Annotated in this window: 20 protein-coding genes; 7 read left to right on the top strand and 13 right to left on the bottom strand. The window is 62.6% G+C overall.

Translation table 11 applies throughout. The annotated features are described in order from the left end of the window. The 5 genes from JKL46_RS35260 to JKL46_RS31680 form a co-directional block, all read right to left on the bottom strand. Nucleotides 1-395 (bottom strand): hypothetical protein (locus JKL46_RS35260; protein ID WP_210381526.1); only part of this gene is annotated, 395 nt, incomplete at its 3' end. Between the two features lie 68 nt (nt 396-463). After that, on the bottom strand, nt 464-1,123 hold the full coding sequence (locus tag JKL46_RS31665; protein ID WP_201842132.1) for a transmembrane anchor protein: 660 nt from the start codon (nt 1,121-1,123) through the stop codon (nt 464-466). A gap of 24 nt (nt 1,124-1,147) precedes the next feature. Continuing rightward, entirely contained in the window at nt 1,148-1,897 is a 750-nt protein-coding gene (locus JKL46_RS31670; RefSeq protein WP_246529670.1) for a HupE/UreJ family protein, read from the bottom strand. A 56-nt stretch (nt 1,898-1,953) separates the two neighbouring features. Further along, nucleotides 1,954-2,337: a hypothetical protein gene (locus JKL46_RS31675; RefSeq protein ID WP_201842134.1), complete on the bottom strand. Its 384-nt coding sequence runs from the start codon at nt 2,335-2,337 to the stop codon at nt 1,954-1,956. 152 nt (nt 2,338-2,489) lie between these two features. Beyond that, nucleotides 2,490-3,818: an MFS transporter gene (locus JKL46_RS31680; protein ID WP_201842136.1), complete on the bottom strand. Its 1,329-nt coding sequence runs from the start codon at nt 3,816-3,818 to the stop codon at nt 2,490-2,492. 112 nt (nt 3,819-3,930) lie between these two features. On the opposite strand from JKL46_RS31680, the gene JKL46_RS31685 reads away from it, so the two are divergent. Continuing rightward, on the top strand, nt 3,931-4,197 hold the full coding sequence (locus JKL46_RS31685; protein WP_201842138.1) for a metal-sensing transcriptional repressor: 267 nt from the start codon (nt 3,931-3,933) through the stop codon (nt 4,195-4,197). A gap of 7 nt (nt 4,198-4,204) precedes the next feature. After that, nucleotides 4,205-5,347 (top strand): HoxN/HupN/NixA family nickel/cobalt transporter, encoded by a 1,143-nt coding sequence (locus tag JKL46_RS31690; RefSeq protein WP_201842140.1) that lies wholly within the window; start codon nt 4,205-4,207, stop codon nt 5,345-5,347. 100 nt (nt 5,348-5,447) lie between these two features. On the opposite strand, the gene JKL46_RS31695 is transcribed toward JKL46_RS31690, so the two are convergent. From JKL46_RS31695 to JKL46_RS31710, 4 genes are all read right to left on the bottom strand, one after another. Then, nucleotides 5,448-6,608: an MFS transporter gene (locus JKL46_RS31695; protein WP_343074165.1), complete on the bottom strand. Its 1,161-nt coding sequence runs from the start codon at nt 6,606-6,608 to the stop codon at nt 5,448-5,450. A 412-nt stretch (nt 6,609-7,020) separates the two neighbouring features. Next, the gene (locus tag JKL46_RS31700; protein ID WP_343074167.1) at nt 7,021-7,539 is read right to left on the bottom strand and encodes a GNAT family N-acetyltransferase; all 519 of its coding nucleotides are present in this window, start codon (nt 7,537-7,539) and stop codon (nt 7,021-7,023) included. 375 nt (nt 7,540-7,914) lie between these two features. Continuing rightward, nucleotides 7,915-8,352 carry a hypothetical protein gene (locus JKL46_RS31705; protein ID WP_201842146.1) on the bottom strand — a complete coding sequence of 146 codons (438 nt, stop codon included), beginning with the start codon at nt 8,350-8,352 and terminating at the stop codon, nt 7,915-7,917. 1,163 nt (nt 8,353-9,515) lie between these two features. Beyond that, complete coding sequence (locus tag JKL46_RS31710) at nt 9,516-9,767, bottom strand: DDE-type integrase/transposase/recombinase (RefSeq protein WP_201842165.1); 252 nt, start codon at nt 9,765-9,767, stop codon at nt 9,516-9,518. 268 nt (nt 9,768-10,035) lie between these two features. Here JKL46_RS31710 and JKL46_RS31715 point away from each other — a divergent pair, with 268 nt between their 5' ends. Beyond that, a complete protein-coding gene (locus JKL46_RS31715; RefSeq protein ID WP_201842148.1) occupies nt 10,036-10,278 on the top strand; it encodes a hypothetical protein in 243 nt (80 codons plus the stop codon). A 424-nt stretch (nt 10,279-10,702) separates the two neighbouring features. Continuing rightward, on the top strand, nt 10,703-10,930 hold the full coding sequence (locus JKL46_RS31720) for a hypothetical protein (RefSeq protein ID WP_201842167.1): 228 nt from the start codon (nt 10,703-10,705) through the stop codon (nt 10,928-10,930). 332 nt (nt 10,931-11,262) lie between these two features. Here JKL46_RS31720 and JKL46_RS31725 read toward each other — a convergent pair whose 3' ends face one another. Together JKL46_RS31725 and JKL46_RS31730 are read right to left on the bottom strand one after the other, a co-directional pair. Beyond that, nucleotides 11,263-11,613: a hypothetical protein gene (locus tag JKL46_RS31725; protein ID WP_201842151.1), complete on the bottom strand. Its 351-nt coding sequence runs from the start codon at nt 11,611-11,613 to the stop codon at nt 11,263-11,265. Between the two features lie 33 nt (nt 11,614-11,646). Then, nucleotides 11,647-12,210 carry a hypothetical protein gene (locus JKL46_RS31730; protein WP_201842153.1) on the bottom strand — a complete coding sequence of 188 codons (564 nt, stop codon included), beginning with the start codon at nt 12,208-12,210 and terminating at the stop codon, nt 11,647-11,649. A 474-nt stretch (nt 12,211-12,684) separates the two neighbouring features. Between JKL46_RS31730 and JKL46_RS31735 the strand changes: the two genes are divergently transcribed. Further along, complete coding sequence (locus tag JKL46_RS31735) at nt 12,685-12,939, top strand: hypothetical protein (RefSeq protein WP_201842155.1); 255 nt, start codon at nt 12,685-12,687, stop codon at nt 12,937-12,939. Nucleotides 12,940-13,024: 85 nt separating this feature from the next. On the opposite strand, the gene JKL46_RS31740 is transcribed toward JKL46_RS31735, so the two are convergent. Then, nucleotides 13,025-13,492 carry a hypothetical protein gene (locus tag JKL46_RS31740; protein WP_201842169.1) on the bottom strand — a complete coding sequence of 156 codons (468 nt, stop codon included), beginning with the start codon at nt 13,490-13,492 and terminating at the stop codon, nt 13,025-13,027. 385 nt (nt 13,493-13,877) lie between these two features. Here JKL46_RS31740 and JKL46_RS31745 point away from each other — a divergent pair, with 385 nt between their 5' ends. Continuing rightward, nucleotides 13,878-14,204 carry a DUF1476 domain-containing protein gene (locus tag JKL46_RS31745; RefSeq protein ID WP_201842157.1) on the top strand — a complete coding sequence of 109 codons (327 nt, stop codon included), beginning with the start codon at nt 13,878-13,880 and terminating at the stop codon, nt 14,202-14,204. 47 nt (nt 14,205-14,251) lie between these two features. Here JKL46_RS31745 and atpC read toward each other — a convergent pair whose 3' ends face one another. Then, entirely contained in the window at nt 14,252-14,656 is a 405-nt protein-coding gene (atpC, locus tag JKL46_RS31750; protein ID WP_201842159.1) for an ATP synthase F1 subunit epsilon, read from the bottom strand. Nucleotides 14,657-15,047: 391 nt separating this feature from the next. On the opposite strand from atpC, the gene JKL46_RS31755 reads away from it, so the two are divergent. Next, nucleotides 15,048-15,785 (top strand): F0F1 ATP synthase subunit A, encoded by a 738-nt coding sequence (locus JKL46_RS31755; protein ID WP_201842161.1) that lies wholly within the window; start codon nt 15,048-15,050, stop codon nt 15,783-15,785. Nucleotides 15,786-15,884 lie beyond the last annotated feature (99 nt).

The following is a 15,884-nucleotide window of genomic DNA, read 5'->3' on the forward strand; positions in this document are numbered from 1 at the left end:
AATCCTGTCCCCGCAACCAACACAAAACACAAAAGCCCTCCGACGGTGAAAACCACGGAGGGCTTTTGGCGTTCTGGAACCTGTGAACCTGCAGAAGCTGCGCGACGAGGGACTTGTTGCTGCTCGGCCTCCTGCTGTCCTATCGAGCATAGGCTGAGGATGCGAGCGAGATCGCCGTGCAGCAATGCGTTCAAACGGCCATAGTGTTTGCCGATCAGGCGCAGAGAACGCGCGAGGTTGTGCACTCGCTGGGTCTGGGTCTTGCCGAAGCGATCGAGAAAAAACGCAGAGAGGCCTTGAAGGCCTCCGGCTGGAAGAGAACAGCCAAGGGGGTGATCGTCTCTGGCATCCCGCGAGCCGGGGCGAGGAACATGGCGAATAGCGTGAGCGGGCAAGCCAATGTTCCATGAGCGCGGTGACGACCCTGCGCGTCCCTTGCCGGGGCGCGCAGGAGTGCTCTGCCTCAGTTCGCGCGCTTGAGGCTGCCGAAGTCACCGCTCGCGGTCAGAGTCACCGTGACCGGCGCCGAGCCGCGGTTGCGCCAGAACCAGCCGTGGTTGCCGTCGAAGGCAGCCGTGAGCTCGCCCTGGTCGCCGGGCACGCCGCGCCCCTTGGAATAGGAGATCTGATTGCCGGATCCCTCACCATGGGTGTCGTGGTTGACCGTCCCGCTTTCGACCTTCCAGACATAGGTCACCTTGGCGCCCTTCCTCATGTCCATCTTCACCTCGGTGCCCTCGCCGGGTGCGAGCGTGACGGACATGTTTTCCGACTTGGCCTTGGGCGTTGCGGTCTGCGCCTGCGCCGAGCCGATGACGAGTTGAGCGAAGATAGAGCCGAGCAGGCTCGATCGCTGCCCAGGAGTCGCCGGAGCGACAGGCACTTGTCCCGTCTGCTCCTTCACCCGATCTGCTTCCGCCTCTTCCGCGAGTTGGGTCTTGATCTCACCCATCTCTGTGAGGCCGAGCGCCCGTCCGGCGCCGGTCGGATCGATGCCGTACTCGGACGGCAGCACGACAGTCACGAGGATTGCAGCGGCAACGCCGGCGGCAATGAGCGTGGAGCGCAGGAGCTGCGCGGAAGACGGAAGATCCGCGCGGGTGGGCATATCTGTGTTGTACATCGGTGTGTTCCTTGGATTGCAGAATCAGGTGGCAGGAGTCGCGACGAAGTAGCCCGTGAGCTGCATGCCGATCAGGACGAAGCCGGCGCTCATCATGGCGACGTTGGCCGTGTAGGCATGGCGGAAGAAGCCGTCGGTCCGGCGCCAATAGCCCATCAGGATCAGAATGCCGAACAAGGCCAGAATCTGGCCGATCTCGACCCCGACGTTGAAGGCGAGCAGGTTGGGCAGCAATCCGTCGGGCGAGACGTCGTACTCCTGGATCTTGGCCGCGAGGCCGAAGCCGTGGAAGAGGCCGAAGATCAGCGTGGCCGCCTTGGTGTTGGGCTGGAAGCCGAACCAGCGCTGGAAGGCTCCGATGTTGTCGAGCGCCTTGTAGACGACCGAGAAGCCGATGATGGCATCGATCAGGTAGGCGCTGACGCTGACCCCGTAGAGCACGCCAATGATCATCGTGGTCGAGTGCCCGATGGCGAACAGGCTGACGTAGAGCCCGATGTCCTTGGATCGGTAGAGGAAGAAGATCACGCCGAACAGGAACAGGATGTGGTCGTAGCCGGTCACCATGTGCTTGGCGCCGAGATAGATGAAAGGGATCAGGTGAACGCCGGTGATCTCCTGGATGTAGCCCTTGTCGCCCTCGGCGACGCCATGGGCGAGCGCTTCGAAGCCGGAAAGGGCAAGCATCAGGAGAGTTGCGGCAAGCGCGAGGAGAGCGGTTGGCGGGCGCACGCAAGGCAGCCGCCACCAGCCTCCGAAAAGAGGTCTGTGCATGGGAATTGTCCAATGTTCGTATGAATGCGGTGGTCGCGCTCAGGCGGCCTTTCGGATCAGGCGACGAACGAAGGACAGGGGGGGCGGTCGAGGCGGAATGAAAGAGAGCACGGAGGACGGCCCTGCTCCCATTGGCGCAGGAACTTGCCGTCCGGGGCCTTCAAGGATGCCGGCGCGGCTGCAAGCCCCATCGTAACGTGAGAGTGGTCCTTGTGCTCGGGGCTATGGCCGGGCAGATGCATACCTTCGGCATCTTCATCGTCGTGACTGTGGCCATGCCCGATCCCATCCACGAGCCCCGCATGCACGAAGGCATCGACCGTGTGGGAGGCCGCCATCTCAGAGAACGACGGAGCAGCGCGCAGGAACGGCACGGCGCTCGTCATCACCGCAAGGGCGATGATGAGGCGAAGACCCTTCAGGATTGCTGCGCACATCATGGCAAAGACTTAGGGATCGATGGGTTAATCGTGGGTTAACGAAGGATGATCGAGCGTCGGGAGTGGAGGGTTCGACTGATGAGGATCGCAGGACCTAGGTATCCATTATGTCATTGCGACGACAGCTCAGGGTTTCGCGGTTCTACGATCACTCAACCTATCGAGGGCCACCTCTGATGCAGGTCATCGATGGTGAAGGCATGCGAATGACGCCCCATCTTGTGCTCCCTCAGGTGCGGGTGGCCTGGCGGCAGGTCGGGATGCGCGTGCTCGATCTCCTCCGGATCATTCGCGGGCCAGGACCAAGCGGCCAGGAGGAACCCGAGAAGCGTCACCAGGCCAAGGATCCCGAGCGTCGCGGGGATACCGACCTCGCGTCCAAGCCATCCTGCCAGCGGATAGGTGATGAGCCAGCAGGCATGCGAGAGCGCGAATTGAGCTGCGAACAGGGCTGGGCGGTCCTCCGCCTGGGCGGAACGCCGCAATAGGCGTCCGGTCGGGGTCTGAACGGCCGAGTACCCGATCCCAAGCAGGAGCCAGGTGGCAAGGAGAGCCGGCCATCCGATCACGCCTCCCCATGTCGCTGCCGCAAAGGCGAGCAGGACCACGGCCAGGAAGGCCGCCGACGGCAGCATCACCGATCGATCAGGCACCCGGTCGAGGATCCGTGGCAAGAGGAGCGCCGCCACCATCGAGCCGCCGCCGAAGCAGCCGAGGGCCACGGCGAGATCGTTGTCCGAGAGCCCGAGAATGGCGCGGACGATCACGACCGTGTTGACGATGACCATGGCGCCTGCTGCCGCCACCGCGAGATTGAGCGCCAGCAATCCCCTCAGTCGCGGGGTCCTGAGATAGATGCGCAAGCCCCGGGTGGTCTTGTCGTAGATTCCGCCCTGGCGGTCGGATCGCGGCGGCCGGGGCAGCCGGACTGAAAGGACGAGGGACGCGGAACACAGAAAACCAACGACCGTGCCGCCGAACAACCAGTGAAAGTTGATCATGGTCAGAAGCACCGCCGCCAGGGTCGGGCTCAACAGGCTCTCGAGATCATAGGCCAGGCGCGAGAGCGACAGCGCCCGGGTGTAATCCTTCTCGTCCGGCAGCACATCCGGGATCGTGGCCTGGAAGGTGGGCGTGAAGGCTGCCGAAGCTGATTGGAGCAGGAAGATCAGGATGTAGATCTGCCAGACCTCGGTGATGAACGGCAGAAGCAGCGCGATTGCCGCCCGGACGAGATCCATCGACACCAGGAAGGCGCGGCGGGGAAGCTGGTTGGCGAAGGCGCCGACTATCGGGCCCACCCCGACATAAGCCACCATCTTGATCGCCAGCGCCGTGCCGAGAACCACGCCGGCATCCGCCCCGGCGAGCTCATACGCCAGGAGACCCAGCGCCACGGTCAGGAGCCCCGTGCCGGCGAGCGCGATCACCTGGGCCGCAAACAGGTGGCGGTACGTGCGATTGGCGAGAACGTCGAGCATGCGGGTTCCTGTCGAGGTTGGAACGAGCGAGGCCGCCCGGGGAGGAACGCCTGCGGCCCCGGTCAGTCACATAGGACTTGCCATATCCCCTCCTGGGGGATAGGACATTCGCATGATCCATGCAAGCCATCCCGACATCATTGCCCGCCTCAAGCGGGCCAATGGCCATCTCGCCTCCGTCATCCAGATGATCGAGGCCGGCCGTCCCTGCGTCGATCTCGCCCAGCAACTCCACGCGGTCGAGAAGGCGATCGCAAACGCCAAACGCGAGCTGATCCAGGACCATATCGATCACTGCCTCGAGGACGCCGCGGGCCAGAACGGCCGTGGGGCGAAAGAGGCGATCGCCGAGTTCAAGACGCTGACCAAATACCTTTGAGACGCCGATGCCCGATATCGCGCAACTCATCCAATCCGGCGCTAACGGTTGGCTGTATCTGCCATTCGCCATCCTGCTCGGCGCCCTGCACGGGCTGGAGCCCGGCCACTCCAAGACCATGATGGCGGCCTACATCGTGGCGATCCGCGGCACTATCGGGCAGGCCGTGCTTCTCGGCGTATGTGCGGCCCTCTCCCATTCGCTGATCGTCTGGATCGTGGCCATGCTCGGCCTGTCGCTCGGGCGCGAGATCCTGACCTCGCACTTCGAGGCATGGCTGCTGATCGCCTCGGGCGTGATCATCCTCGGCATCGCAGCCTGGATGTTCTGGCGCACGGGCCGGAATCTCGGCTGGGTCCGGCGCCACAATCACGACTACCCCCATCACGATCATGGCCATGACGATCACCACCATGACGAGGTGAGGACCATCGACACCGGGCATGGAGTTGTGGAGCTCTCGATCTTCGAGGACGGCGTGCCGCCCCGCTGGCGCCTGCGCGCGATCAGCGGCCCGGCGTGGCGGGCGGAAGACGTGATGGTCACGACAGAACGCGAGGACGGTTCAGGTGAGCGGTTCCGGTTCGTGGAGCGGGACGGGCATCTCGAATCCGCAGGAGAAATCCCGGAACCGCACGAGTTCACGGTTCGGCTGCGGCTCTCGCATGGCGATCATGCCCATACGTACGAGCTCGCCTTCGCCGAACACGATCATGACGATCATCATCACGAGCATGCCGGGCGTGACGAGGACGCCCACGAGCGTGTGCATGCGGAGCAAATCGCCCGACAGTTCGCGGCGAATGGCGGCAACGTCACCACAGGACAGATTGCGCTGTTCGGCATCACGGGCGGCCTGATCCCATGTCCGGCCTCGATCACGGTGCTGCTGATCTGCCTTCAGCTCGGCCAGTTCACACTCGGCGCCGCGACGGTCGCCGCCTTCAGTCTCGGACTGGCGATTACGATGGTGTCCATTGGCGTTGCCGCCGCGTGGGGCGTGCACCATGCCTCGAAGCGGATCACGTTCTCAGACCACCTTCTCCGGCGCCTGCCGCTCGCCTCGGCGGGCCTCGTGGGCATCCTCGGTGTGATCATGCTGGCGCAGGGCCTTGCCGATCTTGCAGCACCGGTGACGCCCCTGTCATAGCCGATCTCGGCGGCCATCTCCGGGGGCTCAATCGGTGAGAAAGTAGGACGTGCCGAGCAGCCAGGGTGGCCCGCCGGAGCAGTCGCCTCGATCTGGCTCATCAGCGTTCCTCCGGCGGCTTGATCGCCGAGAACTGCCGCAACAGCATCAGGTCATAGGCTGCCTTCAACGTGCCTGCGAGCACGAGCGGCCAGCCGAACGGCGACACCGTCAGCAACCATCCCGACAGGAGCGGAGCAACGGCCGATGCCAGACTGCGCGGCACGGCGGTGACGCTTGCGGCGGCGGGTCTCTCCTCCGGACGCACGACTGCCATGACATAGGAGGAGCGGGTCGGCACGTCCATCTGGGACAGCAGGCTGCGGAGAATCAGGAGCCCGAACGCGATCCAGATGGTCGGGGCAAAGGCTGTCAGGACCAGGAACAGGCTCGAAGGCAGGTGCGTGAACACCATCGTGTTGATCAGCCCGAACCGTTTGGCCAAAGGCACCGCCACGAAATACGACGCGGCGGAGCACAGGCTGGTCACGAAGAAGATCGCCCCGATGGCGGCGACGCCGATGCCGAACCGCTCGCTAAGCCAGATCGTCAGCAGGGCGTTGATGACGAGACCACCGCCGAAGGCGTCGACCGAGAACAGAGCCGCCAAGCGATAGACGATCCCGCGCGACGGGCCGAGCGGTGCCGGCGGGCTGTCGGCACCGGCCTCGACCTGCGGCGAGAGATGGCGGTAGAGCAGGAACGTGAGCAGCCCCAGCAGGCCGTAGACGCCGAAGAGAACCGCTGACGTCGTCCCTGGCGCGAAGACTGGCGCCAGCCAGTCGACCATCCCGACGGAGAGCGCTCCGAGTGCGCCAAAGAAGGCACCGACGAAGCTGTAGCGGGCGAACGCCGCCGTCCGCTCCTCGTCGGCGACGACGTGCGAGAGTACGGTGTGCTCGAGGGGCAGGAAGACGCTGACGTCGCCGCCCGACGGATTGAGCGTGCCGACGAAGGCGATCACGAGCAGCGGCCAGAACGCCTCGATCCCGGCGAACCCCAGCCCGGTTGCAAGCATGAGAAGAGCTGCGACCAGCAGCGCCCGGCGCCGCGGGATACGGTAGGCAACCAGCCCGAGGGTTAGTGTCAGCAGGGCCGAGCCCATCAAGGATGCAGCCGAAACAAGACCGACACCGAAAGCATCATAGCCGAGACGCGAGAGATGCACCGGCAGCAGGATCGCGACGTAACCGTCGCCAAACGCGCGGAGGGAACGCGCCACAAGAACCCGTCTGATGTCTGGGGACGGACGTCGGCGCGGATGGGTTCGGACGCCTGCTTCGGCACTGGGATCGGCTTCAGCGGTGCGTATTGATGGCATGCGGCGTCCTCTTCGAAACACAGGACGCGATACTTGGGCATGCCGCCTCGTGGGGAGATCGCGATCCCCATGGGTTCAGTAGAGGTCCGCCGGAAACCTCTGTCAACCTCGCGAGCATCCTCATTTTCTTAAAGTCACCTTTCGGGTCGACCAGATCCATCAAAGTCGTGTCTATGAAGATAAGCTCGCACCGCCGATACGGATTTTCGGCTAAGGCCCACCCGGTGCCACAACCGGTCATTCCAGTGGAACGAGACGGCAAGAAGGTGTGCGCCGATCCCATGGCCCCGCTCGTCAGAATGGCTGCCCCAGGTCACGTCAGATGAAGAACGAGATGGGTGGCCTCCGGCTCCTGCTCTGTCTTGATGTCGAGCCCGCTTGCCCTGAAGACCTTCAACATGGCTGTGTTCCCCGGCAGAACGTCGGCGATCAGCTCCTTCAGCCCGGCGTTGCGGGCGATGGCTACGAGGTGGCGCATCAGGACCGTGCCGACGCCCTGTCCTTGGTGGGCATCGTCCACCGCGAAGGCCACCTCGGCCTGGCCTGGTTGCACCACGATGTAGCGGCACCCGCCAACGATCACCTGCTGGCCATCCTCGTCCAGCAGCGCGATCAGGGCGACGTGGCCCACGAAATCGACATTGAGATAGAAGGCGATTTCATGCTCCGTGAAGCCGCGTTTGAAGGCGAAGAAGCGCCGGTAAAGGGACTGGTCGCTGGTGCGGCTGACGGCGGCGAGCAGCCCGGCCCTGTCCTCCGGCCTGAGGGCGCGGATTTCAACCGCGCGGCCGTTCCGCAGCGTCTCGTTGGCCGAGTAGTCTCTCGCCTGCACTGCCGCCTCCTGGAAGTCCTGCCGGGAACGAAGTCTCGGACTCGCACTCCAACACGCGACTCGTCCCCATCGATACCCGCGATGTGTCCATGACGCTCCATTTATAGGTAGTGTAGCAACCATCGGGTCGATGACATCTTGCAGTTACTTTCCCCGCCGATCTGACCATGTCACGGTGATCGTAGCCAGACCGGCCGGAAAGAACCGTGACTCGCGAAGATGACCGGCATATTTCAACCGGCCAAAGATGCCGCCTCCCCTATCCCGCGAGTGCTCGCTTCGCGACGTATAGCGCGACAAGGGATCCGCTATGCTATCTTGGGCGCCGCCGGGCGATGTCTCTGGTTCTTCGTCGCTCGGCACAACGCCTCATCGCTACTGCACACGGTGGACCATGACCTCACCGGCGCACGCGATGGGGATGCGAGCCTGGAGCTGCCGATCATACATCGTCCGGCACGGCACTCCGTTGAATGTCCGGATCTCGTTCGGAGCCGCATAGGGGAAAAGGGAATTTGGTGTGCCCGCAATGGGGACGCCAGTGGCGACAGCCGTCTGTGTGCTCCCGGTCGTGGCCACATCGACTCTGGCGACCGGAACGTCTCCGGTGCACGCGATCGGGACACGAATGCGGAGTTGCCGATCGTACATCGTCCGGCACAGCACGCCATTGATCGTCGTAACCTCGTGAGCGGCCGCGTACGGGAAAGGCGAGCCCGGAGTGCCTCGCACCGGATTCGGCTGCGCCACAGCGAGCCCAATCCCACCAAGGAAGATCAGAGCGGCACTAGCAACAACCGTCGACATCTTCATGGAAGCCTCCTTGTAGCTTAACAAGACACTTGTCCTGCTGGCTCATCGTGCCTCCCGGCGGCAAGCGTCGGTCATCTTGCACGAGACGAGATTGGAAGATGGCCTACGCTCCGCCATTCTCGGGGCATTCTTCGTCACAGAACTTTGAATTATCTTCTGCATCTCACGGCCGTGCTTGATCGAATACGACAGACCCTTGACGGTTTGAGCCAATGCACGAATGGAAGCTTGCCGCATCATCCCAACCAATGGGAACGGAGGACACCGGGCCTGATTTGCCCCGATTGCTCAGCCAGCGCCCGGCGCACCGTTAAGCGCCAAAAACCGGGTCCACTGTTTCGCACGATGCGCCAAGAGCACGGGGCCGACAAGCACTCCGGCGTGGAGCGAGCGCGTGAGGCGCTGACCCGTGCCAAACCGCAACGGCTCGGGTGGTTTTCGAGTGGCGTCGGCACCATCTTTTCCAGTGGCCTTAATCGTCTGGCGCCTGTTTCCGGGAGGCGGCCATGTTCGACCGAGATATTTTCTTTGACACTGTGCGCTCCGACCCCTTCGGCGGATCTTTGATGCAAGATCAAGTCGATGGAATGAACTACATTCTCGATACCTGGGAGGACGCGCCACCATCCGATGATCTGCGATGGCTCGCATATGCACTCGCCACAACCTATCATGAGACAGCGGCCACCATGCTACCGATCGAGGAATTCGGGTATGGCGCCGGCAGGCCCTACGGCGTTCCCGATCCCGAGACCGGGCAAACCTATTATGGCCGAGGTTTCGTGCAACTGACCTGGCGGGACAATTATGCCAGGGCCGACCAAGAGCTCGGCCTATTCGCCGGCGATTCCTTGGAATGGCATGCCGATAACGCGCTCAAGCCGCCGATCGCTGCCGCTGTCATGTTCAAGGGTATGGCCGAAGGGTGGTTCTGCGGGTGCACGCTTGCCGATTATTTCAACGATCACGAGGATGATCCCTACAATGCGCGGGATATCATCAACGCCGATAAATCGGCGGTTCCTTCCTGGTCGGGCGGGATTTCGATCGGCAACCTGATCAAAGCCTATCACGAGGCATTTCTGGCGGCCCTCGAAGTGGCTTGGCAAGAGGATAGTCCAATACAGGTGGGTACGGAAACGATCCTAACTCTGACCCTGCGACTATCGGCGGCCGGCCCAGTGAAGGTGGTTTCGGTCGAGGCCCATACGGATGCACCAGGACCTCGAAGCCGGTCTCGTGTCACAGGACAGGATTGCGTCACGGTTGGTCGAGCTGCCATCGGTGACGATCCGATCCGGTCGGCCATACGGCCTCAAGGCTCGGATCAAGAAGCGCGTGGCAGCAGGTAGGATTCGCCGTTCGCTGAGCCAGAACGCGACGGTGTCGCGTTTACCGGCGATGGCACGATACAGATACCGCCACTAATCAAGGCCTCTAATATAGGTCTCAGCCACATGCCGTTTGCCGCGAACCTGGCGCCTGCGCCGATTAAGCCGCCACATGCACAGGAGGATCACTGAGCGATCCAAATTGCAGCAGGCTGAACATCGTGCACCCCCGGAGCGTACCGGTGCGGATACCTGACTAAGTTGCCGAACGGTTTGCGACAGTGTCCGATCGCCTTACAATATGGTCAGGGCCAGACATGGCAGCTTGCGGGACCCATGGAGGTCAGGTGTGATGTCGGTACTTCTCATAACAATTCTGATGTACGGTCCCCCTTCACAGGTTCACTTCGCGCCTGTCGTTCATAGTGTTGATTTTGACACCAAGAACGCATGCCAGACGGCGCGCGACGCTTACCTGCGTGAACTCGAACCAATTACCACCGCGCTCGCGGCAGCCATAAAACAGGCTAAGGACGTTGGTAATCTCCAGGACCCCGCCGGGATCTTCATTACGGCGCAATGTTTCGATCGCTGATCAAGTATAACAAACGACCGTAGCTTGGACCTGACGGGACAGCCGAAAGCCAAGGAATCCTATTTCGTCAGCGCAGGCCCGTGACGCATCCCCGCCCCGTCCGGCATCCCGATGTCAGCAACTGACAAGGGGATGTCCGAAACGGTCAAGCGCTCCCTTTTGGGGGTGCTAGGATGCGCAAATCCGGCAGAGCCACGTGGCCCATCAGGCGTCTTCGGTTGCCGGAAGGGCCAGCACCTAGGCCGTTCGGTGCCAAGCAGGGACCGCATTGTTTCGACCGGAATAGGCGGTGGTGCCTGAGCGAACAAACAGCCCGCCGCCGGCCTAAGGTGGTTCGTTTGGTCCTGCTCAATCATGGCAGGAGGTCAACACGACAGGCACCGATCACCGAACCACCAAGGCTTCGATGCAATAGGAGGAAGTCATGACCAGAATGACAAGAATGGTCTCCCGACTGATCCGCGGCGCCGCAATCCTAGGCGCCCTGTTCGTGGGCATGTTCGTAACGGATACGATGCCGACGAATTGGATTGCCTCGGGCACTGCGCTCTCGCAAGCCAGGGCCGTTGTCGGCCGACCGGCAACTCCCGGTAGCGTCGCCGGCGTTGCCCGGCGCTCCAGCCGACGCGCCGTGCGGTGGAACTACTACTGATCCATACGGATCTGCCCGCCCGAGCACCGGATTTCCAATCGCGTCCGGGCAAGGACAGACCCGCCAGGAAACCTGGTCCGCCCGCGGTTCGTGACATGGTTTGCGGTCTTTCCGGAACTCTGACGACACCATCGGACGCGGTTACAGCCAGAGCGTTTCGGCGGCCGCTCGCATCTTCGGACGACAGTCCTTAACGTTCTCCAATAGGCAGAAAAACCACCATGCCCGAGTTGGAATGCCGGCACAGGATCTCGGTGCCCCGGCTGTCGAATGCCTCCGCATCGGCGTCCACACATGCAGCGCCGGCTGAACCCGGCGCTGCATCAGCGTGATCAAGGCGATCTGGACGGTGGCGTTCCCGGAGTTGGCCCGCCTCCTGACGGCATCGCCGTGCGTGCCCGCTCCAGCAACGTGGTGGCCGCCTCGACGCAAGCCCTCATGGAATCACGCGGATCACACCGCACGGCCAGGGTCGCATCCCCGACGCGAAGCAGAAAACCTGCGCCGCGTGAGGGTCCTCCCCGTCCCATTCCGCCCCCGTCGAGCCCGCGCAGAAGATCATCGAGGTCGCGATCCCGCTGACTGTAGGACGAGCCGCGGTCGCCGGTATCGTCCGAACTTTGGCCAAAGGCAGGCAAGGCGATCAGCATCAGCCCGGCTGCCGCAAGAAGCGCTTTTCTCATATCATTCCTCCTCTGGGTTGCGATCGGGGCGGATCAGTCGCGGCACACGCGCCGGCGCACCAGGACCAGGAGACTGCCGTCCTGCGCCCGCAGGCTGCGGGTGAGGAAGTAGCAACCGCTGCCGTCCATTCGCGCGGCCAGGCGTTCCCGCAGGCGACCGCGCACACCGCCGCCATTGTCCTCATCATCCCATCGCGAAGCCAAGCGCTCGCGCAGGCGCTCCCGCACGCCGCCGCCAACGTCCTCGTCGTCCGATCGCGCGGCCAGCCGTTCGCGCAGACGCTCCCGCAGGCCCGGATGATCCCGCAGGAAATCCGCGAGTTCGCCGCGGCGCTCCCGGCGCTCCTGAAACAGGTCCAGGAGCATGTCCCGCTGGTCACGGCGCTCCTGGATCAAATCCATGAGCATGTCGCGGCGATCGCCGCGCTCCTGAATCCAGTCTCGCAGAAGGTCGCGCAAGTTACCGCTGCTGATGTCGGAGCCACCGGTGCTCCAACCATCATCCTGGGCGGCCGCCGGAGTCGTCGTTGTGAGAAGGAGGGTGGGTGCGGCGAAGAGGCTGAACGCCGCAATCGCCAGAACTGGCAATCGGGTCATGATGCTTCTCCAGTTAGGAGCCAGAAACAGTTTCAACTTGGACGCACACTCGCGCCGTCCTGCAAGCCTCCTCACGCCTCGAGCGAGCTAGGGTGGATGCGGCGTGAGAACCCAGGCTTGGTCGGGAAAGCGAGTGTCGCGGGAGCAGGTTCCGGAAGCCCATGGCTTGGAGAGTTGGACCGTCCGGGACACCAGCTTGCCAACCTGTCCATTCTATCGATCCATGGTGGCCTCTTTGTGTCTGCGCCAGCGCTTAACTAAGATCGCCGCTGCACAAAAGCGATGGCACGCCGCCTCCTCCCGCAGATCATCCGAGCAGAGCACCAAGACGCAAGTTCGTGAACGATTCCGTCGCGAAATGTTTCGTCAATGTCCTGATCGATCAAGCAGGCCGCTTCCCGACATGGTTCCGTTGGCCGGTGTGAAGGCAGAAGGACAGACACTCCGAATTCAGGCCTTTGAGGGAGCCATGCCATGAAGGCTACTTTGATCCCGCTGGTGCTCGGCGCCCTGATCGTTGCGGCGCCAGCCTGGTCTCAACACAGAACCGGTCCGTCGACGACCTCCAGAGAATTTCAAATTCCGTCCCAGCGCCAGCTCGAGAGAGAAGTGTTCACGGAACCGCGGAATGACTTCTCGTCGATCGACACGGTCGCTGACGGCGAGATGGAGCGCATGGACCGCCAGATCGACAGCCTCGTCGAACGGGGCATCTGCGACGGATGCTGACAACAGAGCCGGTGGCAGAATTTTTTACCGAAAAGCGACCGGTCGGATCACACTTTGCCGACCGGCACGTGCTTGCACTTCCTCCTCAGCAGGTGCGGACCCATTGCCATTGATAGGTGTAGCCGGTCCAGACCCGTTGTTGGCGCAGGCAGGGATTGCTGGCGGGATAGCCATATCCGTAGCCGTAGGTCGCAGGGTACCCGTACCTATTACCGTAATAGGATCCCGCGCCCGCTGCGATGGCGCCGGTCGCAACCGCGCCGGCGGCGATGCCGGGACGATAGTAGCCGTAATAGGCGCCGCGGCGGGCATTCCGGCGAACCACGCCGGCCACACTTACAGGCGTCCCGGGCCGACCGATGCGAGCTTGAGCCGTGTCGGCTTTCACCCTGATGCCCAGGTTATCGGATCTCTCGATCGAGACGGGTATCGCACATAGCCACGTGGCAGTTGCAAACACGATGGCCGTCCTCGCCCTTGTCTTCCACATGATCTCCTCCCATTCGGCTGAGATGATCGCCTGCGCACTCGAAAGCTGTGCAAGAAGGCTCATGGAGGACCCTAACAAGGCAGCGGTCGTCATTGATGATGGCCACCGGCTGCGGGATCGACAACTCAATGTCCCCGGTACAGAAAAGCAGCGACACACGATCTGACCTGCACGCAGACGAGTGCTCATCTGGAGGGCCGCCGTGCTTGGTCATAATGACCCTCCAGAGGCAGGTATAAATATATCACATCCGGGCCCAACCGCGTTGACATAAATCAAGAATCAAAGCCATTGCCGCGCCCGGGGACGACCGTCTCAAGGCGGCAGGAGAGCCGGCGCCGGATGACGAAGCGCCGACCTTGCGCTACAGCCGCTGTCGAGCGAACGCCGGTTTCGTGTATAATGGCATTTTCGGCATCGGGTTGTCGCCGCGGACTGGAGATTTCCCATGACGCTTTTCGAAGATCGCGAGCGCGCCTTCGAGCAGATGTTCGTCCACGATGAGGAGGCGCAGTTCCGGGCGCTGGCACGGCGCAACAAGCTACTGGGCCAGTGGGCGGCCAATCAACTTGGCCTTACGGGCACGAAGGCCGACGCCTACGTCAATGAGATCAGCAAAAGCCTGGTGGCGCGAGTGGTCGACGAAGGCCTGGTCGGGAAGTTGCGGGCCGATTTCGAGGCCAACGGCGTCAACCAGTCCGACGATCAGATCCGCGAGAAAATGGCTGAGCTGATGGCGATCGCCGCCAGCCAGGTGCGCTCGAGCACCTGGTGATACCCCAGGATGAGGCGGTGACGCCTTCATCATCGCCTGCCCGCGCCCTACTTGAATGAAAGCGTCGCTTTGACCTGCTCCAAGCGGCTGATGGCAAAATCCGCCTCCCGCCGCGCGCGATCATTGCCCATGGCCTCGCGCATGGTCTCCAGGCGCAGGATCTCCTCATCGAGGCGCTCGCGCGTGAGTTCCTCCGGCGGCAATGCTCGCTCGGCCAGGACCGCGACGCTGTCACCGGTGATCTCGACGAAACCGCCACGGACGAAGGCGCGGTGGCCATGTCCCTCGGTATCGGTCACTGCGATGATGCCGGGATTGAGCATTGCCATGGTCGGTTCGTGGCCGGGCATGACGGTCATGTCGCCTTCGGTCGCCGGCAGCATCACCGCCCGCACCTCGCCGGAGAACAGGACCCGCTCCGGCGAAATCAGTTCGAACAGCATCGTGGCCATGACAGTTCTTCCTTATTGTGATGTCGGCGCCTGGATGTGCCGATCATGGAGTGCACCTCCTCAACAGCTTCCATTGCGTGCGGCGCATGGAAGGCACGAACGATCGCCAATGCGACCATGCCGCCACTTCCGACGAACTTGGGAAGTCCGCGTGTAACGCCCGCAGTCGATCGGCTTTTCGCGGCAGCGAGCATAGCTCTCCGCGCATTCATCGCTTGATCGTTCTGGCCACCGGTTTCACACTTTGGGCCCGCCACGCTGCGGAGCTGATGCCTTGTCGGCATCCCGGTCTTCGATCGCGTCCAATCGGCGGACCCGACAGACGTATTGCCTTTGCGTTTAAGGGTTCGGAGGAGTATTCTCAAGAACCCTGCCGGCAGGAGACGCGGCCATGGCGAGCCCCATGGAGCAGTTCGTCGTCAAGCCCATCATTCCCCTCGGACAGCATTTCGCCGTTACGAATGCGGCCCTGTTCATGGCAACCGCCGTGGTGGTCATCGTGGGCGGCCTGCTGCTGGCTACGCGCAAGCGCGCCGTCGTCCCCGGTCGTGGACAGTCTGTGGCGGAGGTCCTGCACGAATTTGTCGTGCACACTATCAGGGACACGGCAGGACAGGAGGGCATGAGGTTCTTTCCCTTCGTGTTCTCGCTCTTCATGTTCGTGTTGACATGCAACCTGCTCGGTCTGATCCCCGGCTTCTTCACCGTCACCAGCCAGATCATCGTCACCTTCGCGCTGGCGATACTGGTGATCGGAACGGTGGTGGGCTACGGCACCATGAAGCATGGCGTGCATTTCCTCGGGCTTTTCGTTCCTTCGGGAGTGCCGAAATGGCTATTGCCGGTCGTCGTCATCATCGAGGTGATCTCCTTCCTTGCCCGTCCGATCTCGTTGAGCCTGCGTCTCTTCGCCAACATGCTCGGCGGGCACATCGCCTTGAAGGTGTTCGGCAGCTTCGTGGTGTCGCTGGGTGCGGCCGGCCTGGGCTTTGCGTTGCTGGCTCCTCTTCCCCTGGCCATGACGGTGGCGCTCACCGCGTTTGAGTTCCTGGTCGCGAGCTTGCAGGCCTACGTGTTCACGGTCCTGACATGCATCTACCTGAACGACGCCCTTCATCCCGGCCATTGATCGCATCGACCCTTTTTTCGTCCTAGTGTTGTGACTCTAACGCTTGTTTCGCACGGGCGACCTTTTGCAGGATAGCTGAGGCCGAGGCGGTCCAGACAA

This window comes from Microvirga zambiensis WSM3693, from assembly GCF_016735695.1.
In the GTDB taxonomy this organism is placed as follows: Bacteria; Pseudomonadota; Alphaproteobacteria; order Rhizobiales; family Beijerinckiaceae; genus Microvirga; species Microvirga zambiensis.